This is a genomic window from Neorhizobium sp. NCHU2750 (assembly GCF_003597675.1).
Lineage (GTDB): Bacteria > Pseudomonadota > Alphaproteobacteria > Rhizobiales > Rhizobiaceae > Neorhizobium.
On the sequence record NZ_CP030831.1, the window covers coordinates 179,189 to 204,609 of the forward strand.

A 25,421-nucleotide genomic window follows, 5' to 3' on the forward strand; every position below is an offset into this window, starting at 1 on the left:
TCAGCACAGGCCGCAAACTACGGGAAATATGCACGAATTCGGTTAGACCAGATGAGCGATTTTTGGCGGTAAAGCCGCTAGGTTTTCCTTGCTGAGCCAATATTGGTTTCGAAGGGAAAAGCCATGGAGAAAATAGTTTATGTAGGCCTCGACGTTCATGCTGACACGATAGCTGTCGCCATTGCTGACGACGGTCGGAATCGAGAGATCCGATTTCACGGTGTGATTGAAAATACTGCAGATAGTGTTCTAGGTCTCACCAAGCGGCTTGTTGCCGCAAACACCCAACCCATCTTCTGCTATGAAGCAGGCCCATGCGGATACGGTCTGCATCGCTTGCTCACGAAGCTTGGATTTGATTGTGCTGTCGTCTCTCCGGCCATGATCCCTCGTCGTGCAGGCGACCGGATCAAAACCGATCGACGCGATGCGGAAATGCTGGCGCGGCTGTGGCGAGCAGGCGAATTGACCCCGGTCTGGACACCGGATGAAGAACAGGAAGCTATGCGGGATCTGATCCGAACCCGCAAACAGTCCCTGGATGCGCTGAAGATTGCAAAACAGCAGCTCCAGAGCTTTCTGCTGCGGCATGGCCTTCGCTACAATCGACCTACTTACTGGACCAAAATCCATTGGCGCTGGGTCAATGAGCTGCGCAAATTCCGCTTTCCACATCAGCAACTGGCTTTTGAGGAACTGAAGCGAACCATCCGCCAGATCGAAGAGCGCATCGCCACGTTGGATCAGGCCATTAAAGATGCTGTAAAGGATTGGCGTTTTGATGCACTGGTCGATGCCCTGCGATCATTGCGCGGCGTCAACACGATCATCGCTGCGACACTGGCCGCAGAGATCGGCGACATCAACCGCTTCGACAATCCACGCCAGCTCATGGCCTGGTTGGGGCTGGTGCCAAGTGAGCATTCCAGCGGCAGGACAGTCAGACGGGGGCGCATTACAAAGACAGGTAATGCCCTGGCCCGAACCATGATGGTTGAAGCTAGTTGTCGTATCGACACCCACCTCGAGAAAGACATCCTTTTTTGAAGCGCAGTCAGCATCAGCCTCAAGAGATTAAAGATATTGGCTGGAAAGCGCAGACGCGATTGTGCAAGCGGTACCGGGACCTTTCAAAAACCGGGAAACCACAACCTCGTGTTCTGACCGCTATTGCGCGCGAACTTGCTGGCTTTATCTGGGATATTGCCCGGCACGTGCCGATCCCAGCATAGCCCGAGACGTACCGCACCTTTCTGCCTGTGCAGCATGCTGGAGATGACGGCCAAAGAACAGGGAACCCTCGACTTACGTTGGGATAGATATCCGTCCTTAGAGAGAGGCAAGCCCGCATCGAATATGGTCAGGCGGTGAAAATCCGCGGATGAGAGTATGATAACCATCGGTTCGGATCGCCATCTCCAGCACCGTGCACAGGCTGCATCAATTGACTGACCTCGCGAAAACGGGGTAGTTTAAATGCGCCCGGAAAACCTAAATCGCTTATGAGAGCGTACGATTTCGCACTAATCTTGTTCTGCCCCCAGGAATGCGACCGTTTCGACGTGGTTCGGTATCTTATTCGAGAATCGAAATGTAAAGATTCTCTTTATAATCAGTCAGCCTGCAGCATGTGCGTTAGGAGAAAAATCATGCTATAGTCTGATTAATATTACTCTATAAGATCGACCATAAGCTATTTTCTTATATCATTCCGCCTGTGGCAATCGGAATCGCTTGGCGCTTAAACGTGAGGGTGACCATCTACGGCGCTAAGACACTACTCCAGCTTTGGTTTCGGAAAATGACTACTTCAACATCGTGCATTTTCACCAGGTCAATTGAATCACAGGTTGTTAATTGCAAAAGTAATACAATAAAAATTGAGGCTCTCTCTTTATCACAGTAGGTTCCGACCGATTGAGAGAAAGAAGGAGCATGCACGATGGAGCCCAGCCAACGAAGCTTAAGTGATGAATCCGAAGCGTCCCGTACGGAAGTCCATTCTACATCGACAAATAGGGATATGCCTCCCGAGCTTTTGGCTAAGGTGGCAACTTATATTCCTACCCAGGACCCGGTAGAAACGGCACGAAATCTTGGAAGCCTGGAACGTACAGGGCGTGCAGGTCGTGAAGCCGTTACAAGTGATCCCGTCGGAAAATATCACGCGCGAATGAAACGAATTGGCGCCTCCGCCAAAACCGTGTTCGATACGGTCATTCCCGGAAATCAATTACCTGAGTGGGAGACGAACCGACCCTCTCCGACGGCCAGAACGCGAGCCGTTGGCCCAATTCTTAAGTTCCAGTCTGAAGCGGGAAAATCGAGATTTGTCACCAATATACTCAATTTGCCTGAATCTGCTCAGTGCGACGCAATTCTTAGTGTCATAAAACACTTGAATGATCTTGGTGAAGCAAACAAGACGCGACTTATCGAACGCTCTATCGAAATTTTGCGGCTAGAACCCCCTTTGACCTGGAATATGGGCCAGAAATGCCCTGCGGTCGACGTGCTGGTCCAAGGCGAAAAGTACCTAAATGCGGATCAACTGGCTCGCATACAACAAGAGAGGAGCAGCCGTCCGCGACTGTCTCCCCTGTTTGGCCGAGCCATAGCCGATTTCGAGGTTCAAAAAACCATGGACGCAAATCCTAGACGATATAGGGACGCGGCGGGGCCTGAGGTCAGAGCTGTAGACACAGTAATTGAGACAATTGAGAGATATAGTGCGTCGTTAGCAAGAGGCGGTCCAAATGCAGTGGGACTCCTAACGACGAACGAAAGCTTTGAGAAAAATATCAATGAGGTCTACAACCGTACGCGAGCCGAGCTAGACGCTTCTTCACGTGACAGAAGTCGCTCTGGACTATCGCGATAATTTCCTGGATCCACCGCGCTGTTGTAAGTTGACACATCGCATCGTCTTGCCGCTGACGGGACTTTTGGGGACGTCTTTAGTTGAACCGCCCCATGACGCGAATGCTGTTTGATCCCGTATCACTTCCCTCACAAATTCTGAAGGGACATCAGGTCTCGAATGTACGGCCCCATTTGTTTCAAATGAAGCTTTCGCCGGCGTTTCTGAAATCCTTCTGAAAACGTCCGACCCTACGTTCGTCTGTAGGGGCCGTGTCAACCGGACGTGATAGGGATGGTAGACGCAGCGGTTTTTCCGGTTTCACGCTGCGGCCTAAAACGCCTAGGTTAGAAAGCATTACCTATCCGGCCCCACCCCTCTGGTTGCGATCTGGTGCAACACGGTGATGCAACGTCGACTGCACTGAACTAAAAAATGCAAAGGGATATCAATTGAGCCGATCTTCCCTGAGTGCAGCCTTTGGAAAAGAGGACGGTTTCGGAGCCTTGTCCATGCGCGGAAATAAACAGGCGAATACGGGGCCTGAAAATTCTCAAAGTGGCGATAGTGCAACGGCGCGGCCCGCCTCCGGGGTTGCGTTTTGCTGTCCGTGAACTGCAATGTCTCGAAGCACCGGAGCGCGTGCGAATGAGCGCGTGGATCACCTCATGGCGCTCGGAGCTTCAGGGGAATCCGCCGCCCTCAACACTTCATACCAAACAGAAACATGGAGATGCCGAAAACGCCATCCTAGTGGAATCATCGTCCGCGCTGAGAGATTGCTTCTCATCAAGCAGACGGGGCGACTGCAAGGCAGGGCTTGCTAGGCGACTGACTCCTCATCTCAAAGCTCAACGTAACAGCAATTCCATAGTATCGGAATGGCTTACCTTCTTTTAGTCAATCTAAATAGGATCACCTATGAAACTTATGCTACCGACCCTGTTTGGGATACTTTTGGCTACGGCTGCAAACGCTGCCAATGATAGTCATGTACTAGCAACCTTTCCCGAGATTGCGCTTGCACTGACTACCGGCAAGCCAGTGGACGTTATGGTCGATTTAAGTTTGTGTACTCCGGGGACCGACGATACACCGCCGACGAAGACGCGCGGAGGCATTCGCATAGATGGGTATAGAATCACTTCTGACGGCACCCTCGCTTTTGCGGATCAGCACTTTACGATTGATCGTGACGGTAAGCCTATTCTTCAGTTTCTTCGCTACCAAATCCGGTTGGACGGTGACGCCGAACTGACTATGGTCGTATTCAACATGCCAAGCTACGAGAGAAAAGGTACCAGCTTGGCCTACAAGTGCGCGATCAGTCACGGGTTGAGTTTCTTCGCTCCATAGTGATCTCTGACTCCTGTGTGACGCCAATCAGAGTTGGCTTAATCTGCCCGGCGAGGCAATTTGCAGGTGGTGGTTCGAGTTATGAAAAAGGTACTCGTCATAGCGCAAGCGCTCGTTTTAAAATAAAGGCGCTGGCCATGCGATTGATCTTGGCTGAGCGGGCGCCGATCGCCTTGGCGGTATCGCGCCAGGTTGCGGTCATGGTCGCGACCTCTTTGATTATCGCGCGGGCCTGCGGCAGCGTGAGAGCGCGAAAAACTCCGACGCGGCTTCCAGCAGATCGAGCGAGCAGGTGCCCTCGTCGAGATGGATGTTCGCCGTCAGCTCCCGAGCCTTCAGATCGGTCGGAACGGGTTTGAGGTCGTATGCCGGCGAGAGCGACCAGTCCGCCTTTCCCAGTCACAGGAAACCGTGATTGCGCAGGTGATCGTCGACATTGGAAATCAGCACATGGAAGACGACACGCCGATAGAGGACATGGGCGTCCGTCTTACCTTGGGCGCCGTGTTTAGCAAGGGCATCGACGATCTCCGGAGAGCTGCCGCGCTCGCCGCCCATCGTCGCCATCGTCGACAGGAACGGGGTGCGGATCGCCCCTTCGCGATCGAAGCGTCGCGACAACATGACGGCCTTGCCGGCGAGGTCGATCAACTCGTGCCGAGGAGTGGCGATACCTGCCTGGCCGGCCAGCCGCAGCGCGATCTCTTCCCAGCTCTCCATGCTGTAGTCGTTGGTCTCCTTCGGGAATTTCGCGATTGAGAGTCGACCATGTTGGTCGATGACCGAGGCCTTCGGGCAGGCATCGCCAAGGGAGGAGCCTGGGGCAAAGATGAGCTGCAGGCCTTCATCTTAGCGGCATAATTGCGGGTGATAGCAATGAAAGCTCAATTCATGAGGTTTCTTTCCGCATCCTTCAACGAATCCCTGCCTCGACGAGGGTGCAATCTCAAATGTATCGTGAAAGCGGTTCGGCCGACCAGGCCCAAGTGGTAGAGCCGGAGCCATATTGGAGGCTGATCTACGAAGGGAGAAAAGCAGCAGACTGGCATCCCACAAGGCTCTCTCGGCGTTGGATGCAATGCCGAACGAAAAACTCATTTTCCGCCTGAATTGCTCGCCGAATTCGCGACGCACTTGCCATTCGGCAATCCATTGGAAACGGCAGATAATCTCACGAATTTTTCAGCTCGCAAGTCGCCAAGTGCGGGTGCGGTTTAGGGTAAGCGCGCAATACCCCGCACCTTTTTCCGTTGAATGAGCTGAGGCATTTGGTGTCCACCTAAAATGAGGTGGACGCCAAATCATGGAAGATGATCAGAAACTGCGTGTGAGGCTTATAGGCCGGAACGGGCGACGTCGTTTTGATCCGGTATCGAAGGAGCGGCTTGTCGCAGCCTGCCTTGAGCCGGGGGCATCGGTATCGAGACTTGCGCTCGAACATGGGGTCAATGCCAACCTCCTTTGGAAATGGATAGGCAAGTGAGTACTGACCGGCCCAATGCGCTTCGGACCGAGGAAGCTAAGCGCTTGAGCACCGAACGTCCGGTTTAAATGCGCAAAAAATGTCGCCAAGGTTGTACTCATGATCCGGACGCCAAGGTTTCTTGGATAGCAGGTCGCATATTTCGCATGAATCTTGCGATCAGAGCGGATGTTCATCGGACTTCTTTTGGGGTATTGGCATTTTGCCCTGGTCGTTGACACTATCGCCACCCCGTGTCAGCGATACGCCCTGTCACCAACTTAACCTTTGGTGACAGGGCTAATATTCAATAGATCCCCCGACCCTCAATTAGTTTGGCTAAATAGAGCACAAGCTGCGCTTGGCGGCTGGCCATCAGTTCTTTTGAACGTTTTCGAACGGCGCCTGCTCAAAATTGCGAGCTTCGATCAGCGCTTCAATAATCGCAATAGTCAGGCGCATGGTACAATAATCGGTGCTCCATCGATGACCTTCGGATGTCGAGCGCAGCAAATCCAGTCCCTGGCCGACACAATCTCCTCGGCCCGATTAATCGCCCATTCCATAAAGGTTTTTGAACCTGATCGTTTTTCCCGATAACCACAACTATCCGTGTTGCCTCCGCATTTCTAGGACGGGAAGAAAAACAAGCAGTTAAGGCGCAGCGCGTCGTCCGCTGCATGCCGGGTAACGCTATTGCTCTAAGATCACGCAGCACCAGTTCCACACCTTGCTGCTTTCAGCGAAGGCACCGGTCCGCGACGCACAACCGACCTCATCTAGCTTTAGATCAAACAATATCAGATGCACCAACCTGCCATTGTAAAAATAGGGTTCCTCTTCGTTGCTAATTGCGTTCGCGTTTCTTGTAAGGAGATGGAGCCGCTGGCCGATAGCGGCGCGAACAGTTTCTGCAATCCGACTGGGGACCTATTGACGTATCGTGGGAACATGAGTGCCAGCCGTCCAAGACAGCCCGTTCATGAATGATGCGAGGGGCGAGCGCGGCAGAATGGCCAGCCCCGCTCAAAGATGTTTTCAGCCAGCTGTTCAACACGGTTACGACGAACCGATCCTGTGCAGCACGCCTTTATAGCGAGCTCCTGAGCTTGAAAAGCGATCTGGATGACTCGTATCGATCCGTTCTCTTTCGAGCAGTGAATCCGGTAGCCGTCGCAAAACACTACTGAGCAAGCGAGCGTGGAACCGGAAAGTCTAATACTTTGCTTGTGTAACTTTCTACCAAGGTACTAAACGGCGTGCCGTCAGGAAGTTTCAGCACAGCACGATGTTCGAGCAGGAATGGCGGCAGGGTAGGAGATCCCCTTCCAGACGCAATCAAGCCGTCCATGTCCCAGCCTTCTGATAGAGGAGACCAGAGTAACTTGGCAGATAGATTGGTGCGTGTGAAATTGAGAGCCAGAACGGCTCTGCCAAACGCGATATCGCTGGTATTCAATGCCTGATTCATCTCGGCCGTTAATCTTGCCGGCACATACCAATTGTCGGCCTCGGACAAGACGCGGTCGCCGCAGACTAGGCGAACGCGGCGATAAGCGATCGGCTCGTCGGGTCCGACGGTCAGTAGTTCACGGATATGATCATCGGCCGGCTTGGCTTGCCCGCGCACACGCTGAGCTAGGATCTTGGAACCTTCCGGTGCGAGCTTGTGCCCGGCGCACCAGCGGTCAAGGGTCAACGTAGCACTGGCGTTACTCAGGAGATTGGCATTCAAGGTCTGGAGAACCGCAAGCGCTTCCACTTGAGATGCCGGCGTGTTCAACCACTGAGACCCTATAGACGGTTCTTGCGCAATTGCGATCTGGGTGCCCAGCACGATGGAGGCCGCTGCAAGTGCGGCGATTCGAAAGCATTTCGAAGGGCATAATGACACGGAGAATGAAATCCTTTGTGGAGCAAATTTGATGGGCGAACCCTGCGGTCAAATTGCGTTGATTTTGGGAGGCGAGCGCGCGTTGTCAGCATATATGATACCGGCAGCAAGATCTGGCCTGCGCCTTGGGCGCACCGTATACCGGTCAGGTTCCCGATTGACTTTCTTACCATCTTTTGATGTTCCTGCCGCGCAGGTTCGCACCTGTTGAAGCCTAGGTGCCCGAGCCGTTCTTTGCTTGCGTCACATCGATGTTGTCCATGATATCCTCCGTCCACTCGCCGACCTATAGTTGGAATTTGCAGGTGTTGACGAGTGAGATACCACGTTGGTTTTCGTCCAGCGTGGCGACAATTTTCATCATGGCACTTGGAAATCCAATGGACTTGGGTTTCAAACCAGGAGCGCGGCGGCTGGTTGGATTTCTCCCAAATCTATCGAATCGTTATTCTCACTTGCGAGTCAGCGCTCTTGGTCTTCCCCCTCGCGCGTTGCAAGATGCTCGTATAGCTGGATCGGATAAAATAGTTCGCAACCGAACGCAAAATCCAAGAGCAGTTGCTCGAAAAAGGACCTCTTCGTCGAAGTCGGGCGCTGCTGCCGGTCGGGCGATAGTTGTAGATCAGGCAGGGATACGCCGTCGATAGTTGCCAATCGCAGATGCGAGTAGCCCAGGCGCTTATCTGATTTCTTTTGGTGCCCCATGTCATCGTACTCCTTATGTAAGCTTACCGACGATATGTGCAGTCCATCAGCAGTATAATGATTACAGGAGACCAAAGATTGGTTTCAAATGTAACCGAATAAGCCTGCTGTACGTAATGGCAATCGGTCGATATCAGTCGGCACAGCCACTCGTCTTGCTGAGATGCAATGTCGACGTGTAACCAAAATGACTTTGATGGAAGTCGACTTTGAAGCCTGACCGACGCCGGCTAATCGAAATCTGCAACTGCTGGAACTCGGAAGCGGCCAAATCCCTCGAGGACCGAGCGCCGGCCGAGGTGCTTCGAAAGAAATCACTTATTCAAATAAGATGTGCGAATAGCTTTGGCGCGCCGCATGTCGCGCTTGGAGGTGACGCCGACCGATGCTGCGCCGCCGATGGCCATCCAACGCGCAGGTCAAATGATGAAGCGGCGAATCACCGAATTCGCGTCAGCGTGACCGGGCAAACAGGCTGTCCTGCGCCATCTTCTGGCCACTGAGGAAAATCGCGCTCCTGCGAGAGCGCATGTTCAAGATATTCATTAGCTATGGCCTCTATGAGCTCTACGTGCCGCCCTGCATCAATATTTGGCAACTGGCTGATTGCGAGATCGTGTTTGCGCGCAAAACGAATTGCGCAGCGATATCCGTCGATATCTTCCAAAATCGGTCGAGCGGCAGGGTAGTTCCAGAGTTCCGCCAACTCCTCCAACAACGAGGGGCGATCTTCCCGGATGGCAAACATTTCCGCAACGCGTTGCTTGGCTCGGGTGAGAAAGGCGTCCGAATCCCCAAGACGTAGCCGCTTGACATGCCATTGAAAACCCGATCTCCAAAACGGACTTTTAGCCATGCAATTGAGAAGCGAAATCGACCCGCCCTCGAGAATAAGACCCTCTTCGGACTTCCGCCAATCCACTTCGAATATGAGTCGACGATGGGCACTCTCAGCGTCAAGGATGCCCTCGGTGAGGGGGCGGGAATCCAAATATATTCTCCGCGTTGATTGCAATTCCGATTCCAAAGGTCTTCCGCTACCTGTCGCGATTTGAGGACAGCATTGCACACGATCAAGGGCAACCACCGGCCACCCGGTTTCTTGTGCGATTTGGATCGCCATGTCCGTTTTGCCGCTGCAAGTCGGTCCGTAGATGAGATGGAGTAACATGTGCGCCTCATATAAATTTAATGGGATATCCCATCTGTTCCAAACCAGATTTTTCAATTCGGATTATGATGTTTTACTGCATGATTTTTACCAGCTTTACGCAATCTGCTGAACTAATATCGCGCTACATTTGTAATCGTACATTTTTGACGTTGCCGGCTCATTCGGCCATGAGAGTTTCCATCCCGTTGTCCTCCTGAACAATTGAGGAGTTTGGCCCCGACACCTGCTTATGGTGAATGCAGCGGACCCCGTTAACGCAACGTCGAAAAGCGGATAGGCGATTTGAGTAGGGAAGCCACATCGGCCGCGCGGTATGCTCCGTCAGCACCTGACAGTTCGTGTTGCAGCTTTGCTTGGTCACTGAAACGAAAAATGCCGCTGAAGAATATTTAACGGATATGCACACGAAAAAGCCGGTTGGGTCTCATATGCGCTGACGTCCTGGCTTCGTTTCGAAGCCGACAGCCTCTAAGGTGGTACGAACACAGACCTAATATCCGCTAGTGTCCGCGGCAGCCGCCACGGCAGTTCTCGCTGCGCATAGCATAGCAACTTGCCCTGTCGACGCATGATCAGCCATATTGTTAATGTCGACGATTTCATTTTTCTCGGTGCAAACGGCGACATCCCGACCATATCGATCCTACCAGCCACCGCGCGGAGTCAAAGAACACCTCGGCAACCGGAAACATCCATTGGAATGCCGAGGCTGTGTTTCATTTGAAACACACTGAGTCGACGTTTGTTGCTTCAAACCCATTTACAAACCCTACTGTGCGGCCTAAGGGCCACCGGGGTGGGACTGAGCGCTGGTACGAGGACGTAAGTGCGGATGAATGGAAGGTATTCACCGTCTCGGCAAGATTTCAAGACAGGCGCCAAGCCTTGGTCTATCCTGGCCTTGGTAGTTGCTGCAATGATTTTTGCCTTGATGGCGATTACGTCTTGGCAGGACAATGAAACCAATCGGGCGATCCTGACCCAATTGCGAGCTATTAACATCGACAGTGCTTCGCTGCAGCGGGATGTACTCCGCGCGGAAGCGGGTGTGGTGGCGAACTACCGGCCCATTATCTCCAGGTTGGGAGCTTTGCGGAAGAACCTGGAAAATTTGAAGCGACTATTTAAACAATCTCATCTTGTGATCGGCAATGATTTCTCTCAACTGCTCGACAAGCTAAAGGTGTCCGTGGATACGACCGACGCGGCCGTTGCAGCCTTCGGAGCGCAAAACGTGCTCCTGCAAGATTCGCTTGCCAGCTTCACTCGCGCGCTTAGTATTCTTCCCAAAATGTCGTCGACGGATCAGACGGTCGAAAATTCGAACGAATTGGGCAGCCTGATGCTGCAGTTTGTGCGTCAGCCAAGCCCAACACTCTCGTTGGAGATCAGTCACGAACTCGACATGCTCCAAAAAGCTAGCGGTGGGGCTGAAGTTCCTATCCGTATACTTGCACGCGAGGGTCGCGTCATCTTGTCGCTTTTGCCCCGTGTGAACGATGCCGTAAACATGATTCAGACCTCCGACACCGCTGAAATTGCCGAAAGATTGGAGCGCAAGTGTTTGGAGGCCTATAGCTTGCAAAGCGTGAGGGAGCAGCGGGCACGGATCTTCTTGGGTTCCGTTTCGGTGGGCCTTTGCATCTACATCATCTCACTGGTCTATAGGCTGCGTCGGAAAACGGCTTGGTTAACGCGGCGTTTGGATTACGAAGAGGTAATCAAAGAGATTGGGGTTTGTTTCGAGGGGCGAGGGGCCACAGCGTCGTCCCTCAATTCGTCCGCGCAAGCTGCGCTTGGAATTATTCAACGCTTCTTTAATGCGGAATCGTGTGCACTAGCATTGGTGGACCATGGTGACAGGTGGGCTGTCGAAAGTTTCGCTGCGAAGCTGCCTGAGCCCGTCTGGGAGGACCTCGCGCTACGCGAGATGGTTTCTCTTGCCAGAGCGGATGAGCGTGCGTCAGTATTCCGCATCATGTCGACGCGAAAGGTCAGCTGCCTTCCTCCGGAGACTCCGGGCGTTTCTATGCTGCTGGCACACAAATCTACGGATCAACTGATAGCGATTTGTTCCCTCGGTTACCAGGGCTATCGTCTGAAATCTTGTCCAGGCGAAGTTCAGCTTCTTGAACTCGCCACCGCCTGCCTCTGCCACTATATCGATGTTCGGCGTAAGCAGACCGAATGCGATATTCTGGAGAGGCGATTAGAGCATGCGGAACGTCTTCAGGCAGTTGGTACACTTGCTAGTGGAATAGCGCATGAGTTCAACAACATTTTGGGAGCAATCCTCGGGTACGCTGAAATGGCGCAAAACATGCTGCGTCGGTCATCTGTCACCCGAAGACACATTGACCAAATTATTTCGTCGGGTGACAGAGCCAGGCTCATTATCGATCAGATCTTGACTCTAAGTCGAAAACTAGAACGCGTGACAAAGCCGTTCAGTGTCTCCGAACTCGTAATGGAAATTGCTCCCTTATTGCGTGTTGCATTGCAGCGCAACATCGAGCTGAAGTTCAAGTTTGACGACAAGAAGAGCGTAGTCGAAGGAAGCCCGCTAGAGGTTCAGCAGATGCTGATGAATCTTTGCAAGAACGCTTCCCAGGCGTTTACCGCCGATGGTCAAATCGACATCATCGTTAGCCGAATTTTTGTATCTCGACAGAAAGTACTGGCGCATGGTGTTATGCCAGCTGGCGACTATGTTCTTCTTTCTGTCAGCGACGACGGTGAAGGCATTGCCGAAACTGTGCTCCCCCACATTTTTGAGCCTTTCTTTACAACACGCTCTTGCAGCGGCGGCACGGGTCTAGGTCTTGCTGCCGTGCACGGTCATGTCAGCGCGCTTGCAGGATATATTGACGTTACTTCAGCCGTAGGGCGAGGGACGCGCTTCGACATTTATCTACCTCCTTCCTCGAAGAAGCCCGTCAGCCCGGACGCGTTTTTTGGGCCCTGTAAAACACCGCGAGGCAACGGAGAAATTGTGGCATTGATTGAGCCAGATCCTGTCTTGCGGGAGGTGTACGAAGACAAGATCGCCGCTCTGGGCTATGAGCCGGTGGGCTTTAAGACATGTGCAGACCTTTGCAATTGGATATCAAAAGGCAAGCAAGCCGATCTGGTTCTAGTTGACCAATCGTCTCTTCCCGAGAATCAGAGTGCTACTGCTTTGCACGCAGCCTTCAAGACGGCGTCCATCATCATTGGAGGAAGTGATCTTAAAATGTCACTTTCCAGCGATGACATGACGTCCGCGCTTTTTCTGCCCAAACCTATATCCTCCAGGACGATGGCCTACGCGATTCGTACCAAGATCAAAGCCTAGAGTTGAGGATGTTTTTCAGGAGACTCGACCAGGGTAATCAGCACGTCTGTTCGGCGCGCCTATAGCTATGGTTTCTCGCAATCGCTTTGGGCAGTCGGTTGTGGCGGTGCGTCTTCTGAGACCCGAAGGTTGGCGATTATCTGCTGGAGGTCTTCGATACCGTCTTCGAAGAACAAGACATATGTTCGCTGAGCTCGGACATAGGATAGTCGGCATAGGCGGATACCCTCGCCACGCAAATGGCGCGATCGACACCCTGATCGGAGCCTGCGAAGTGCCACAGTTTATTGAAACCATCCCCCGTTCATTCCGCCCTGGAATTTCACTTCGACGGCATTCTAGATCCTCGCCGTTGTCTTAGAGAGCCATCTTTCGTCGCCGCACCCTTAAGTGCATGGAAAGCCGTTTTCGCTTCAAATGAAATCGAAAAGAAGAAAACAAAAATCCTAGAGTAACCGACCCTCCCGATAATCGTGAACATCAGATGACAGCATTTCTTCCGACCGAAGTGGCTGTGTTGGTTATGAGCTTGGGGAGATGGGGAATGTTGAAGGCAACAGGGCCGCTGTCGATTATCTTACTGGCCTCCACGTGCCCGTCGAGCGGTGCTGCCCCACTTTCATTTGCTGAGTTCAATAATTTTGCACGCGAATGCGCTCCATCCGTTGCTCCATCTACGCTTGCAGCGATCGCTCAGGTCGAAAGTCGCTTTGATCCGCTTGCTGTGCATGACAATACCACCGGCGAAACGCTTCACTGGCAGAACCAGGCTCAAGCAACGCAAGTCGTGATGGACCGTCTCGAAGCACGGCATTCGCTGGATGTTGGGCTCATGCAGATCAATTCCCGGAATTTTTCCGTGCTCGGTCTGACACCTGACGGAGCCCTTCAACCTTGCACGTCATTATCTGTCGCCGCAAACTTGCTTGGGAGCCGCTACGCTGGCGGCAACACGGCTGACGACGAGCAATTGTCGCTTCGTCGGGCAATCTCCGCCTATAACACCGGTGATTTTACGCACGGCTTCGCGAACGGCTACGTGCGAAAAGTTGAAACGGCCGCTCAACAGCTCGTCCCCCCGTTAACCGCGCGTCCAAAAGATGATCGTGAGAAGCCGGGATCCGAGGAAACATGGGATGTTTGGGGGGCATATAAGCGTCGTTCCCCGGAGGGCGGATCTGGCGGATCATCCGGTCCGCCTCCGCCGCCAGACGAGGACAACCGCAAATCCGAAGACGACGATCAACTCTTGTTCGACTTAAATCAAGGAGGTCCGCAATAATGCGATGCTTTGAAAGATACCGTGTACATCTGAATCGCCTCTCGCTCTCGAACGCGGTGATGCGCATGGTATCCGGCTATGCGCCGAGCGTGGTCGGTGCAATGGGGTGGAGCATTTTCTCCTCTGGGCCGGCCGCGGCCCAATCTGCAGGTGGCGGCACTGACCCAGCCACAATGGTTAACAACATATGCACGTTTATCCTTGGTCCGTTCGGCCAGTCACTCGCTGTTCTTGGCATCGTGGCCATCGGAATCTCCTGGATGTTCGGTCGCGCTTCACTCGGTCTCGTTGCCGGCGTCGTCGGCGGCATTGTCATCATGTTTGGAGCCAGCTTCCTGGGCAAAACGCTGACTGGAGGTGGCTAATGAATGATCGTCTGGAAGAAGCAACCCTTTACTTGGCGGCGACACGGCCCGCATTGTTTCTTGGCGTGCCGCTGACGTTGGCGGGGCTACTCGTGATGTTTGCCGGCTTTGTCATCGTCATCGTTCAGAACCCGCTGTACGAAGTCGTTCTCGTGCCCTTGTGGTTCGGAGCGCGGCTTGTGGTGGAACGAGACTATAACGCGGCCAGCGTCGTTCTTCTTTTTTTGCAGACGGCGGGAAGGAGCGTTGATGGTCTGATTTGGGGCGGCGCAAGCGTTAGCCCAAATCCAATCAAGGTTCCCGCGCGAGGGAGAGGAATGGCGTAATGCTCGGAGCAAGTGGCACAACCGAAAGGTCTGGCGAGGTCTATCTACCCTACGTCGGGCACCTCAGCGACCAGATTGTCCTTCTAGAAGATGGATCGATCATGACGATGGCGCACGTAAGTGGCATGGCCTTCGAACTCGAAGATGCCGAAATGCGCAATGCACGTTGCCGTGCATTTAATACGCTCTTGCGCAATATCGCTGATGATCATGTGTCAATATATGCTCACCTCGTACGTCATGACGATGTGCCGCCGTCACCCGCGCGACATTTCCGCAGCGCTTTTTCCGCCAGTCTGAGCGAAGCTTTTGAGGAGCGCGTTCTCTCCGGCAAACTCCTTCGCAATGACCACTTCCTTACGCTGATCGTGTCTCCCCGGGCCGCGCTTGGCAAAGTGAGGAGAAGGTTCACCAAACGCTACAGACAAAAAGAAAACGATCTCACAGCTCAAACCAGGAACCTGGAAGATCTCTGGCATCTTGTCGCTGGCGCTCTCGAAGCGTACGGCCTGCGTCGTCTTGGTATTCGTGAGAAGCAAGATGTGCTTTTTACGGAGGTTGGAGAAGCTCTGCGGCTGATAATGACTGGTCGATTCACGCCGGTTCCCGTCGTTAGCGGTTCGCTCGGCGCCTCGATCTATACCGACCGAGTTATTTGCGGCAAGCGGGGACTCGAGATCCGAACACCAAAAGATAGTTATGTGGGATCTATTTACTCGTTTCGCGAATACCCCGCAACGACGCGACCGGGTATGCTCAACGTGCTACTGTCTCTCGATTTTCCGCTTGTTCTGACGCAGAGCTTCTCGTTTCTGACTCGCTCGCAAGCCCACTCGAAGCTCAGCCTCAAGTCCAGCCAAATGTTGAGTTCTGGCGACAAAGCCGTCACCCAAATCAGCAGATTATCCGAGGCGGAGGACGCACTAGCGAGCAACGAATTCGTTATGGGGGCGCATCATTTGAGTCTTTGCATATATGCAAATGATCTCAATAGTCTTGCAGATAGAGGTGCCCGCGCCCGGACGCGATTGGCGGATGCGGGAGCTGTTGTTGTCCAAGAGGGCATCGGCATGGAGGCGGCTTATTGGTCGCAGCTGCCAGGCAACTATAAGTGGCGCACGCGTCCGGGAGCGATCACATCGCGCAACTTCGCTGGTTTAGTCTCATTCGAGAATTTTCCCGAGGGATCCGGCTCAGGTCACTGGGGCAACGCGATTGCGCGCTTTCGTACCAATGGTGGAACCCCTTTCGACTACATCCCGCACGAGCACGATGTCGGCATGACGGCGATATTCGGTCCCATCGGGAGGGGTAAAACGACGCTCATGACCTTTATCCTCGCGATGCTCGAGCAGAGCATGGTCGACCGCGCGGGTGCGGTTGTCCTCTTCGACAAGGACCGCGGCAGTGAGCTGCTGGTTCGCGCCACCGGGGGAACATATTTGGCGCTCCGTAGAGGAGCGCCGAGCGGATTGGCGCCATTGCGTGGCCTGGAAAATACAGCGGCTTCACATGATTTTCTGCGCGAATGGATCGTGGCGCTCATTGAGAGCGATGGCCGTGGAGGAATATCCCCCGAGGAAAATCGCCGTCTGGTGCGGGGTATCCATCGGCAGCTCTCGTTTGATCCCCACATGCGCTCAATCGCGGGGTTACGCGAATTTTTGTTGCATGGACCCGCCGAAGGGGCGGGAGCGAGACTCCAACGCTGGTGCCGTGGCAATGCACTAGGCTGGGCGTTCGACGGCGAGCTCGACGAAGTAAAGTTGGATCCTTCGATTACTGGTTTCGACATGACGCATCTTCTCGAATATGAGGAAGTATGCGCTGCCGCCGCAGCATATCTTCTGCACCGCATTGGAGCCATGGTTGACGGCCGTCGGTTTGTGATGAGTTGCGATGAGTTTCGCGCCTATTTGCTAAATCCTAAATTTGCGGCGGTCGTCGACAAGTTCCTGCTTACTGTCCGCAAAAACAATGGGATGCTGATACTGGCAACGCAGCAACCTGAGCATGTCCTGGAATCGCAGCTAGGCGCCAGTCTCGTCGCGCAATGTATGACGAAGATTTTCTATCCTTCACCCACGGCAGATCGATCGGCTTACATCGATGGACTGAAATGTACTGAAAAGGAATTTCAGGCGATCCGTGAAGACATGGCAGTAGGTAGCCGGAAGTTTCTGCTTAAACGAGAAAGCGGAAGCGTCGTCTGCGAATTCGATCTGCGGGAAATGCGCGAATATGTCGCCGTACTTTCGGGGCGCGCCAACACGGTGCGCTTCGCGGATCAGCTTCGCAAAGTACAGGGGGACAACCCATCAGCCTGGCTCAGCGAATTTATGGCTCGTTACCACGAGGCAAAAGATTGATCAAAGGTGGGGAACTATGAAGATCATGCAACTTGTTGCTGCGGCCATGGCCGTCAGCCTTCTTTCGGTCGGGCCCGCGCGGGCGCAGTTCGTTGTCAGCGATCCGGCGACGGAAGCTGAGACGCTGGCGACGGCGCTCGAGACTGCGGCAAATCTCGAACAGACCATAACGATGGTGGCGATGTTAACCTCGGCTTATGGCGTCACCGGCCTACTAACTTCGCTCAACCAAAAAAATCAGTATCCCTCGACCAGGGACTTGGACACGGAAATGTTTTCGCCGCGAATGCCAATGTCGACCACGGCACGTGCGATCACCACCGATACAGATCGCGCCGTAGTTGGTGGCGACGCTGAAGCGGATCTGTTGCGATCGCAGATCACCGGTTCCGCAAATAGCGCGGGCATTGCGGCTGACAACCTGGAGACGATGGACAAACGCTTAACAGCGAATGCCGAGACCTCGACACAGCTTTCTCGCTCTCGCAATATCATGCAGGCAACCGTTACCAACGGTTTGCTTCTCAAGCAGATCCATGACGCAATGATTCAAAATGTACAGGCGACCAGCTTGTTAACGATGACCACCGCGCAGGCTGGCCTTCATGAGGCGGAAGAGGCGGCCGCTCAACGTAAGGAGCATCAAAAGACTGCGGTCATCTTTGGGGCCGTCCCCTGAGACTGGGCGACTTATTCGTGCCGCCCATCTGCACATTTCAGGATGCGAGTTCATTGTATCCGACATTCTGCGACAAGCCAGTCAAGGTCAGGTCCAAACGATGAATTTCACGATCCCGGCGCCGTTTACGGCCATTCATACGATCTTCGATCTAGCCTTTACGACAAGCCTGGACACAATGCTTGGGACGATCCAAGAGGCGGTGAGCGCGCCATTGGTCGCCTGCGTCACTCTTTGGATTATCGTTCAGGGTATTCTGGTCATGCGTGGCGAAATCGACACGCGCGGCGGTATCACTCGGGTGATCACGGTCACCGTCGTTGTTGCCCTTGTCGTCGGGCAGGCCAACTACCACGACTATGTGGTTTCAGTCTTTGAAGAGACGATTCCAAACTTTATTCAGCAGTTTAGTGGCAGCGGCCTGCCTCTGCAGACCATTCCCGCTCAGCTCGATACAATGTTCGCCCTAACCCAGGCTGCATTTCAGAGAATTGCATCTGAAATCGGCCCGATGAATGACCAGGACATCCTTGCTTTCCAGGGGGCTCAGTGGGTCTTTTATGGCACGCTCTGGTCTGCCTTCGGAATCTACGACGCCGTCGGAATTCTCACGAAAGTGCTTCTGGCGATCGGCCCTTTGATCCTCACGGGATATATCTTTGATCGCACGCGCGACATCGCGGCAAAGTGGATCGGGCAACTTATCACCTATGGTCTCCTACTTCTCCTGCTAAACCTCGTGGCGACAATAGTCATCCTAACCGAAGCGACTGCACTCACGCTTATGCTTGGTGTAATCACCCTTGCCGGTACGACCGCGGCCAAGATCATTGGTCTTTACGAACTCGACATGTTCTTTCTGACTGGTGACGCACTCATTGTCGCTTTGCCGGCAATCGCCGGCAACATCGGAGGCAGTTATTGGAGCGGCGCGACCCAATCTGCCAACAGCTTGTACCGTCGCTTCGCTCAGGTCGAGCGTCGTTAGGTCCCGCAAAAAATTCACGTCGGTGGAGAACTCTATGAAATATTGCCTGCTGTGCCTGGCTCTCGCTTTAGGCGGCTGCCAGACAAACGATAAATTGGCGAGCTGCAAAGGCCCAATATTCCCGCTGAATGTGGGGCGATGGCAGCCTACGCCGTCAGATCTTCAGCTCAGCAACGTAGGTGGTCGCCATGAAGGGGTCTGAATACGCCTTGCTAGTAGCGCGGGAAACCCTGGCTGAGCACTACAAGGAAGTGGAAGCTTTCCAAACTGCGCGTGCGAAATCAGCGCGGCGCCTCTCCAAGGTCATTGCAGCTGTCGCAACCATCGCGGTTTTGGGGAATGTTGCGCAAGCCTTCACAATTGCCACCATGGTGCCGCTGATCAGGCTTGTGCCGGTATATCTATGGATACGGCCGGATGGCACCGTTGACAGCGAGGTGTCCGTCTCCCGATTGCCTGCAACTCAAGAGGAGGCCGTCGTTAACGCCTCACTGTGGGAGTATGTTCGGCTGCGCGAGAGCTATGATGCCGATACCGCCCAGTACGCCTATGACCTGGTCTCGAACTTCAGCGCCCCAATGGTGCGCCAAAATTATCAGCAATTCTTCAATTATCCCAATCCAACTTCGCCTCAAGTCATCCTCGGCAAACACGGCAGGCTAGAGGTCGAACACATCGCTTCGAATGATGTTACTCCGGGTGTGCAGCAAATTCGCTATAAGCGAACCCTCATCGTTGACGGCAAAATGCCGATGGCGAGCACTTGGACTGCTACGGTTCGTTATGAAAAGGTGACCAGCTTGCCCGGCAGATTGAGACTGACCAACCCGGGAGGCTTGGTTGTCACCTCCTACCAGACATCGGAAGATACCGTTTCGAACGCAGGCCACAGCGAACCATGACGAAAAAAGCATTTCTCACTCTGGCATGTTTACTTTTTGCGGCGATTGGCGCGAGGGCTGAAGACACGCCAACGGCGGGCAGACTTGATCCGCGCATGCGTTATCTCGCTTACAATCCCGATCAAGTGGTGCGCCTTTCAACGGCGGTTGGAGCCACTTTGGTTGTTACTTTCGGGGCTAACGAAACGGTGACAGCTGTTGCCGTTTCCAATAGCAAAGATCTCGCGGCCCTTCCACGCGGAAATTATCTTTTCTTCAAGGCTAGCAAGGTTCTCCCACCCCAGCCAGTGGTCGTGCTAACTGCGAGTGACGCCGGTATGCGACGCTACGTTTTCAGCATCTCTTCCAAGACGCTGCCGCACCTCGATAAAGAGCAGGCCGATCTCTACTATAGCGTACAATTCGCTTACCCTGCCGATGACGCAGCGGCTCGCCAGAAGGCGGCACAAGAGAAGGCTGTTGCAGACCGTATACGTGCGGAAGCGCAATATCAACAGAGAGCAGAGGGTTTATTGGAGCAGCCTGCCACGACCGTTGGTGCCGAGGACAAGAATTGGCACTATGTCGCTCAGGGCGATCGTTCGCTGTTGCCGCTCGAAGTCTTCGATGATGGATTTACGACGGTATTTCACTTCCCAGGTAATGTACGCATACCCTCCATCTACACGATAAATCCGGATGGAAAGGAAGCTGTCGCTAACTATTCAGTCAAAGGGAGCTATGTCGAGATTTCTTCGGTTTCCCGTGGTTGGCGTCTGAGGGATGGCCACACGGTATTATGCATTTGGAATACCGCCTACGATCCCGTCGGCCGCAGGCCGGAGACGGGCACTGTGAGGCCCGATGTGAAGCGCGTCCTAAAGGAGGTGAGAGGGTGAACGACGACAATCAGCAATCGGCGCATGATGTCGATGCGTCGGGGTCCCTGGTCTCCGACACACATCACCGGCGCCTTTCGGGGGCTCAAAAGTTGATCGTAGGAGGTGTAGTTCTCGCGCTATCACTTAGCCTCATTTGGCTTGGCGGGCGTGAAAAGAAGGAAAACGGGGACGCACCCCCGTCAACCATGATCGCCACGAACACCAAGCCATTTCATCCGGCTCCGATTGACGTTACACTTGATCCTCCGGCTGCCCAGGAAGCTGTTCAGCCGACTGCTCCTCCGCCAGCACGAAGTGAGCCGGAACGGCATGAGCCGCGGCCGGAAGAAACACCGATTTTTGCGTACACCAGTGGTGATCAAGGGACCAGCAAGCGCGTTCAACAAGGCGAAACGGACCGAAGACGCGAAGGCAATGGGGAAGACAGTCCTTTGCCGAAGGTCGAAGTGTCCGCCGAGAATGATCTCTCGATACGCATGAAGCCCACCGAGCTGCAGCCCACCAGGGCTACGCTCTTGCCTCATCCCGACTTCATGGTGACGGAGGGGACGATTATTCCATGTATCTTGCAAACGGCAATCGACACCAGTCTGGCAGGCTATGTAAAATGCGTGTTACCCTGGGATGTTCGTGGAACAACGAACAACGTTGTGCTTCTTGATCGCGGCACCACCGTTGTTGGCGAGATCCAGCGCGGTTTGCAACAGGGAGATACGCGTGTTTTTGTGCTCTGGGATCGGGCGGAGACACCCGACCATGCCATGATTTCGCTTGCGTCACCAAGCGCTGACGAACTCGGTCGCTCGGGATTGCCGGGCACCGTCGACAATCACTTCTGGCAGCGCTTTAGCGGGGCCATGCTCTTGAGTGTCGTCCAAGGTGCCTTCCAGGCAGCGAGCACCTACGCTGGCAGCTCGGGTGGAGGGACGAGCTTCAACAGCGTCCAGAATAACGGTGAACAAACGGCAGACACAGCCCTCAAGGCCACGATCAACATACCGCCAACCCTGAAGAAGAATCAGGGCGACACGGTCTCCATTTTTGTCGCACGGGATCTCGATTTCTCAGGCATATACCAGCTTCGTATGGCTGGTCGCGCGGCGCGGGGGCGGGATCGCCGTCCATAACGAATTCAACTTATCACTTACAGATGGAGATACGATACAAATGGAGGTGGATCCGCAATTACGAATCCTTCTCAAGCCAATTTTGGAATGGCTCGATGACCCGCGGACCGAAGAAGTTGCGATAAATCGACCTGGGGAGGCATTTGTGCGCCAGGCCGGCGCCTTCCTCAAGTTCCCTTTGCCTGTCTCCTATGACGATCTCGAAGATATCGCTATTTTAGCAGGCGCGCTGAGAAAACAGGACGTTGGACCACGCAACCCACTTTGCGCAACTGAACTTCCAGACGGCGAGCGGCTGCAAATCTGTTTGCCGCCGACGGTACCGTCGGGCACCGTCAGCTTGACGATTCGACGGCCAAGTTCCCGTGTTTCTAGTCTCAAAGAAGTCTCGTCCCGTTACGATGCTCCGAGGTGGAATCAGTGGAAGGGACGAAAAAAACGGCATGATCAGCATGATGAAGCTATCCTTCGGTACTATGACAACGGGGATCTGGAGGCGTTTCTGCACGCATGTGTCGTTGGTCGGTTGACGATGCTGCTTTGCGGACCCACCGGGAGTGGCAAGACAACGATGAGCAAGACCTTGATCAACGCTATCCCGCCGCAGGAAAGGCTGATTACCATCGAAGATACGCTCGAACTCGTCATTCCACACGAGAACCACGTAAGGCTGCTTTATTCTAAGAATGGGGCTGGGCTGGGCGCAGTGACCGCTGAGCACCTGCTACAGGCTAGCCTGCGCATGCGACCGGACCGAATACTGCTCGGCGAGATACGCGACGATGCCGCGTGGGCTTATCTGAGTGAAGTCGTCTCAGGGCATCCGGGATCGATTTCCACAATACATGGTGCCAATCCCGTCCAAGGTTTCAAAAAGCTATTTTCGCTCGTGAAAAGCAGCGCTCAGGGGGCTAGCTTGGAAGATCGCACCCTGATTGACATGCTCGCAACCGCAGTTGATGTCATCGTACCCTTCCGTGCCCACGGTGACATTTACGAGGTGGGCGAAATCTGGCTCGCTGCCGATGCGCGTCGGCGCGGTGAGACAATAGGCGATCTTCTTAACCAGCAGTAGTTGTGATCCATGTTTCTAAATGCCGCATGGCGCGTTGTAGAATTACGTTTGTAGCAATGCTCAGCAATCTTTGTCATAAAACGGAGACATCTAGTTTGCATTTCTGTCGTGCGCGGTTTGGTCGAAATCTTGCCGAAATGCCCGTGTAGTGAGAGAAAATTGACGAGTGGAGTCTAACGAATACAACCTTTACGTGTATAAATTCTGTTGAGCTGCAAATGGCTGGCCAGGATCCTAGATTGAGAGGTGAACCGTTGAAACACGTTCTTGTCATCGATGACGATGTCGCTATGCGGCATCTTATAGTCGAGTATCTTACGATCCATGCCTTTAAGGTGACTGCGGTAGCCGACAGCAAGCAGTTCAATCGTGTACTCTGCTCCGAGACGGTCGATGTCGTGGTCGTCGATCTTAATTTGGGTCGCGAAGATGGGCTTGAAATTGTTCGTAGTCTGGCCACGAAGTCCGATGTTCCAATCATAATTATTAGCGGCGCTCGCCTCGAAGAGGCGGACAAAGTTATTGCGCTCGAGTTGGGAGCAACCGATTTTATTGCCAAGCCTTTTGGGACGCGGGAATTTCTGGCGCGCATCCGTGTTGCGTTACGCGTGCGGCCCAGTGTCGCGCGAACCAAAGATCGACGCTCATTTAGTTTCGCTGACTGGACACTTAATCTCAGGCGACGCCGCTTGATTTCGGAAGAGGGCAGTGAGGTGAAACTCACGGCAGGTGAGTTTAATCTCCTGGTTGCTTTCCTGGAGAAGCCGCGCGACGTCCTATCCCGGGAGCAGCTTCTGATCGCCAGTCGGGTACGCGAGGAGGAGGTGTATGACAGAAGTATTGATGTCCTCATTTTGCGGCTGCGCCGGAAGCTTGAGGGGGATCCGACGACCCCTCAGTTGATCAAGACTGCAAGAGGTGCTGGCTATTTCTTTGACGCTGACGTGGATGTTTCGTACGGGGGTGTGATGGCGGCCTGAGGTAGAGGTGCATTTCGCCTTTAGCAATCTGTTCCCAACGTGAGCAGATTGCTATGCGGCTTGGCAAAGCTGCCTTTCCTCGGTACTATCCGAAAAACTCAGCACTGCGGAGTGATTGGATGGGTCCTATCTTTTGAGAGATCAGCTGTTCGTTGCCTTCTCCCGAGCAAAGAAACATGCAAGCGCTGCGGTAGCCAGCTTGTGGCCAAAAGCCCGGGCGGTCTCCAATCCCAATGGATCAAAGTGATTGCGAGCGACTTCTATTAGCGAGACCGGGAACATGCGGGAGGTCTGAACGATGATTGATTTTTCGAAAGCTGTGTGAGGGATCGGATAACTCTTCGGAGCCGCACGAAACGATCCATCCGCCAGCATGTTTTCAAAATCGCCAAGCGCACGGCGCAAGATCATTTGTAGCGACTTGGAAGGACTGTATTGCAGGATCAGGTTGTCATATATCTTCGATACTTCAGGCGCGGGCGGGCGCGCTGAAAGGAAGACCTGGATCTTTCCTGGCGCTGTCGTCGAACTCAAAGCATCCACGGTCAGCATCGATTGCTGATCAGAGCTGTGACAACGCTTGGCGGTGGCTGGGGCAGGTCGTCGATCTTCCTCGTCGAGATTTTCAGGCGGCTGCGGCAGGGTCGAGTTTTGGGTGGCAACAGGCAAAGAAGGATGGACGATTTCGGGTCGAGCGGCGGCAAGCCGCCTGGCCTCCCCGACAGACAAAGCGGGTTTGCGAATTCCCATCTTCACCCCTCCAAGGCTTCGCTAACCAATTTGGAGATAGTGACGAGTTCCTCCATGGCGATTCTGAGATTCCGTTCGAGGAGGCGCATTGTCGGATCGGTTCTCATATTCAGCAATGTGAGATGCAACATGCCACGTTCCTTCATCGCGGCAAATGCGTCTCTCTCGTGCATGGGAGACTGTACAACTGGAAGGCTTGCGAGCATGTCCGACATCGCGCGCTGCGATGTGGTCAATCGACCAACCGGCACGCGTTGGCGCAATACGGCTGTCGGAATTGCCAAGTTCTCGCTCAGCAGCAGTTCAATGACATAGCGGTAGGTCGACAATGCTTCATCGATATCGAGCGGAGTTAACATGGTCGGGATCAGAAGCAGGTTTGAGCTGGCAATGATCGTGTTGTTGAGTTCGCTCGAACCACCATGCGTATCGGCCAGCGCATAATCAAATCCCTGGAGTTCGGCGTCCTCATAGGCCGCCTCAAGGAGTGCCATTTCCTCGGCGGCGTAGACTTCGCAGAAGGAGCCCCAGGTATTGCTGCGAAGGGCGTTTTCTTTCCATCGCGTTAGTGGTCGGTTTTCATCAGCGTCGAAGAGAGCCAATCGTTTGCCGTCACTTGCAAAGGCGGCGCAAAGACCCATGAGTGCCGTGGTTTTGCCGGCTCCTCCCTTGAAGGAGCAAAATGTCAGAAGTTTCATGTCCTTATCCTGTCGATTTTGTGAAGCGGAAGTGCGTCTGTACTTTTATTTGTGTGTATGATTTTGCGATCATTCATGAGTAATGTAGTAATTACCTGATTTTATATTTCAATTTTATTGTAAAATAATTTCAATTGTAATAATATAAAAATAAATATCCCTTATGTGTTCTTGATTTCGTTTTGTATATGGCTAGATTCCCATCTGCCACGAC

19 protein-coding genes and 3 pseudogenes are annotated in these 25,421 nt (G+C 53.7%); 16 read left to right on the forward strand and 6 right to left on the reverse strand.

What is annotated here, in order from left to right:
- Positions 1-123 precede the first annotated feature (123 nt).
- Together NCHU2750_RS28815 and NCHU2750_RS28835 are read left to right on the forward strand one after the other, a co-directional pair.
- A pseudogene (locus NCHU2750_RS28815) lies at positions 124-1,232 on the forward strand (IS110 family RNA-guided transposase).
- 2,549 nt (positions 1,233-3,781) lie between these two features.
- Positions 3,782-4,216 (forward strand): VirK family protein, encoded by a 435-nt coding sequence (locus NCHU2750_RS28835; RefSeq protein WP_010891509.1) that lies wholly within the window; start codon positions 3,782-3,784, stop codon positions 4,214-4,216.
- Positions 4,217-4,313: 97 nt separating this feature from the next.
- On the opposite strand, the pseudogene NCHU2750_RS28840 reads toward NCHU2750_RS28835, so the two are convergent.
- A pseudogene (locus NCHU2750_RS28840) lies at positions 4,314-5,065 on the reverse strand (type II toxin-antitoxin system HipA family toxin); the annotation flags it as partial.
- Between the two features lie 454 nt (positions 5,066-5,519).
- On the opposite strand from NCHU2750_RS28840, the pseudogene NCHU2750_RS28850 reads away from it, so the two are divergent.
- Positions 5,520-5,696: pseudogene (locus NCHU2750_RS28850) on the forward strand (transposase); the annotation flags it as partial.
- A gap of 1,165 nt (positions 5,697-6,861) precedes the next feature.
- Here the strand turns inward: NCHU2750_RS28850 and NCHU2750_RS28860 are convergent.
- The 3 genes from NCHU2750_RS28860 to tzs all read right to left on the reverse strand — a co-directional run bounded on the left by NCHU2750_RS28860 (position 6,862) and on the right by tzs (position 9,448).
- Positions 6,862-7,572 (reverse strand): hypothetical protein, encoded by a 711-nt coding sequence (locus NCHU2750_RS28860; protein WP_045023280.1) that lies wholly within the window; start codon positions 7,570-7,572, stop codon positions 6,862-6,864.
- Positions 7,573-8,034: 462 nt separating this feature from the next.
- On the reverse strand, positions 8,035-8,277 hold the full coding sequence (locus tag NCHU2750_RS30755; protein WP_045023278.1) for a hypothetical protein: 243 nt from the start codon (positions 8,275-8,277) through the stop codon (positions 8,035-8,037).
- Positions 8,278-8,716: 439 nt separating this feature from the next.
- Entirely contained in the window at positions 8,717-9,448 is a 732-nt protein-coding gene (gene tzs / locus NCHU2750_RS28870) for a (dimethylallyl)adenosine tRNA methylthiotransferase (protein WP_010974913.1), read from the reverse strand.
- A gap of 835 nt (positions 9,449-10,283) precedes the next feature.
- Between tzs and virA the strand changes: the two genes are divergently transcribed.
- The 13 genes from virA (at position 10,284) to virG (ending at position 23,759) form a co-directional block, all read left to right on the forward strand.
- Positions 10,284-12,785 (forward strand): two-component system sensor kinase VirA, encoded by a 2,502-nt coding sequence (gene virA, locus NCHU2750_RS28880; protein WP_119945099.1) that lies wholly within the window; start codon positions 10,284-10,286, stop codon positions 12,783-12,785.
- 544 nt (positions 12,786-13,329) lie between these two features.
- The gene (locus tag NCHU2750_RS28885) at positions 13,330-14,067 is read left to right on the forward strand and encodes a type IV secretion system lytic transglycosylase VirB1 (protein WP_045231712.1); all 738 of its coding nucleotides are present in this window, start codon (positions 13,330-13,332) and stop codon (positions 14,065-14,067) included.
- A complete protein-coding gene (gene virB2 / locus NCHU2750_RS28890) occupies positions 14,067-14,432 on the forward strand; it encodes a pilin major subunit VirB2 (RefSeq protein WP_010891502.1) in 366 nt (121 codons plus the stop codon). The genes NCHU2750_RS28885 and virB2 overlap by 1 nt, the downstream gene beginning before the upstream one ends.
- Positions 14,432-14,758, forward strand: a complete 327-nt coding sequence (locus NCHU2750_RS28895) for a type IV secretion system protein VirB3 (protein ID WP_010891501.1) — start codon at positions 14,432-14,434, stop codon at positions 14,756-14,758. Before virB2 ends, NCHU2750_RS28895 begins: the two co-directional genes overlap by 1 nt.
- Positions 14,758-17,127 carry a type IV secretion/conjugal transfer ATPase VirB4 gene (gene virB4 / locus NCHU2750_RS28900; protein ID WP_045231711.1) on the forward strand — a complete coding sequence of 790 codons (2,370 nt, stop codon included), beginning with the start codon at positions 14,758-14,760 and terminating at the stop codon, positions 17,125-17,127. Before NCHU2750_RS28895 ends, virB4 begins: the two co-directional genes overlap by 1 nt.
- A gap of 16 nt (positions 17,128-17,143) precedes the next feature.
- The gene (gene virB5, locus NCHU2750_RS28905; RefSeq protein ID WP_010891499.1) at positions 17,144-17,806 is read left to right on the forward strand and encodes a pilin minor subunit VirB5; all 663 of its coding nucleotides are present in this window, start codon (positions 17,144-17,146) and stop codon (positions 17,804-17,806) included.
- A 100-nt stretch (positions 17,807-17,906) separates the two neighbouring features.
- Positions 17,907-18,794, forward strand: coding sequence for a type IV secretion system protein (locus tag NCHU2750_RS28910; protein ID WP_010891498.1), 888 nt, complete (start codon positions 17,907-17,909; stop codon positions 18,792-18,794).
- Between the two features lie 34 nt (positions 18,795-18,828).
- Entirely contained in the window at positions 18,829-18,996 is a 168-nt protein-coding gene (locus NCHU2750_RS28915) for a type IV secretion system lipoprotein VirB7 (RefSeq protein ID WP_010891497.1), read from the forward strand.
- Positions 18,983-19,696 (forward strand): type IV secretion system protein VirB8, encoded by a 714-nt coding sequence (locus tag NCHU2750_RS28920; protein WP_010891496.1) that lies wholly within the window; start codon positions 18,983-18,985, stop codon positions 19,694-19,696. Before NCHU2750_RS28915 ends, NCHU2750_RS28920 begins: the two co-directional genes overlap by 14 nt.
- Entirely contained in the window at positions 19,693-20,574 is an 882-nt protein-coding gene (virB9, locus tag NCHU2750_RS28925) for a P-type conjugative transfer protein VirB9 (protein WP_010891495.1), read from the forward strand. Before NCHU2750_RS28920 ends, virB9 begins: the two co-directional genes overlap by 4 nt.
- Positions 20,571-21,704 carry a type IV secretion system protein VirB10 gene (gene virB10 / locus NCHU2750_RS28930; protein WP_045231710.1) on the forward strand — a complete coding sequence of 378 codons (1,134 nt, stop codon included), beginning with the start codon at positions 20,571-20,573 and terminating at the stop codon, positions 21,702-21,704. Before virB9 ends, virB10 begins: the two co-directional genes overlap by 4 nt.
- 40 nt (positions 21,705-21,744) lie before the next feature.
- Positions 21,745-22,779, forward strand: coding sequence for a P-type DNA transfer ATPase VirB11 (gene virB11, locus NCHU2750_RS28935; protein WP_010891493.1), 1,035 nt, complete (start codon positions 21,745-21,747; stop codon positions 22,777-22,779).
- A gap of 218 nt (positions 22,780-22,997) precedes the next feature.
- Complete coding sequence (gene virG / locus NCHU2750_RS28940) at positions 22,998-23,759, forward strand: two-component system response regulator VirG (protein ID WP_010891492.1); 762 nt, start codon at positions 22,998-23,000, stop codon at positions 23,757-23,759.
- A 141-nt stretch (positions 23,760-23,900) separates the two neighbouring features.
- Here the strand turns inward: virG and NCHU2750_RS28945 are convergent, their stop codons facing one another.
- Together NCHU2750_RS28945 and NCHU2750_RS28950 are read right to left on the reverse strand one after the other, a co-directional pair.
- The gene (locus tag NCHU2750_RS28945) at positions 23,901-24,509 is read right to left on the reverse strand and encodes a conjugal transfer protein VirC2 (RefSeq protein WP_045023999.1); all 609 of its coding nucleotides are present in this window, start codon (positions 24,507-24,509) and stop codon (positions 23,901-23,903) included.
- A 2-nt stretch (positions 24,510-24,511) separates the two neighbouring features.
- Entirely contained in the window at positions 24,512-25,207 is a 696-nt protein-coding gene (locus tag NCHU2750_RS28950; RefSeq protein ID WP_010891490.1) for a conjugal transfer ATPase VirC1, read from the reverse strand.
- Positions 25,208-25,421: the final 214 nt, after the last annotated feature.

What these genes read in the sequence shown, in the direction of transcription:
- NCHU2750_RS28920 (WP_010891496.1), top strand. Translation starts at nt 18,983, where the DNA reads ATGAAGGGGTCTGAATACGCCTTGCTAGTAGCGCGGGAAACCCTGGCT.
- NCHU2750_RS28895 (WP_010891501.1), top strand. Translation starts at nt 14,432, where the DNA reads ATGAATGATCGTCTGGAAGAAGCAACCCTTTACTTGGCGGCGACACGG.
- virB5 (WP_010891499.1), top strand. Translation starts at nt 17,144, where the DNA reads ATGAAGATCATGCAACTTGTTGCTGCGGCCATGGCCGTCAGCCTTCTT.
- virB4 (WP_045231711.1), top strand. Translation starts at nt 14,758, where the DNA reads ATGCTCGGAGCAAGTGGCACAACCGAAAGGTCTGGCGAGGTCTATCTA.
- NCHU2750_RS28950 (WP_010891490.1), bottom strand. Translation starts at nt 25,207, where the DNA reads ATGAAACTTCTGACATTTTGCTCCTTCAAGGGAGGAGCCGGCAAAACC.
- virA (WP_119945099.1), top strand. Translation starts at nt 10,284, where the DNA reads ATGAATGGAAGGTATTCACCGTCTCGGCAAGATTTCAAGACAGGCGCC.
- virG (WP_010891492.1), top strand. Translation starts at nt 22,998, where the DNA reads ATGGCTGGCCAGGATCCTAGATTGAGAGGTGAACCGTTGAAACACGTT.
- NCHU2750_RS28885 (WP_045231712.1), top strand. Translation starts at nt 13,330, where the DNA reads ATGTTGAAGGCAACAGGGCCGCTGTCGATTATCTTACTGGCCTCCACG.
- virB9 (WP_010891495.1), top strand. Translation starts at nt 19,693, where the DNA reads ATGACGAAAAAAGCATTTCTCACTCTGGCATGTTTACTTTTTGCGGCG.
- NCHU2750_RS28945 (WP_045023999.1), bottom strand. Translation starts at nt 24,509, where the DNA reads ATGGGAATTCGCAAACCCGCTTTGTCTGTCGGGGAGGCCAGGCGGCTT.
- virB2 (WP_010891502.1), top strand. Translation starts at nt 14,067, where the DNA reads ATGCGATGCTTTGAAAGATACCGTGTACATCTGAATCGCCTCTCGCTC.
- NCHU2750_RS28915 (WP_010891497.1), top strand. Translation starts at nt 18,829, where the DNA reads ATGAAATATTGCCTGCTGTGCCTGGCTCTCGCTTTAGGCGGCTGCCAG.
- NCHU2750_RS30755 (WP_045023278.1), bottom strand. Translation starts at nt 8,277, where the DNA reads ATGGGGCACCAAAAGAAATCAGATAAGCGCCTGGGCTACTCGCATCTG.
- NCHU2750_RS28910 (WP_010891498.1), top strand. Translation starts at nt 17,907, where the DNA reads ATGAATTTCACGATCCCGGCGCCGTTTACGGCCATTCATACGATCTTC.
- NCHU2750_RS28835 (WP_010891509.1), top strand. Translation starts at nt 3,782, where the DNA reads ATGAAACTTATGCTACCGACCCTGTTTGGGATACTTTTGGCTACGGCT.
- virB11 (WP_010891493.1), top strand. Translation starts at nt 21,745, where the DNA reads ATGGAGGTGGATCCGCAATTACGAATCCTTCTCAAGCCAATTTTGGAA.
- tzs (WP_010974913.1), bottom strand. Translation starts at nt 9,448, where the DNA reads ATGTTACTCCATCTCATCTACGGACCGACTTGCAGCGGCAAAACGGAC.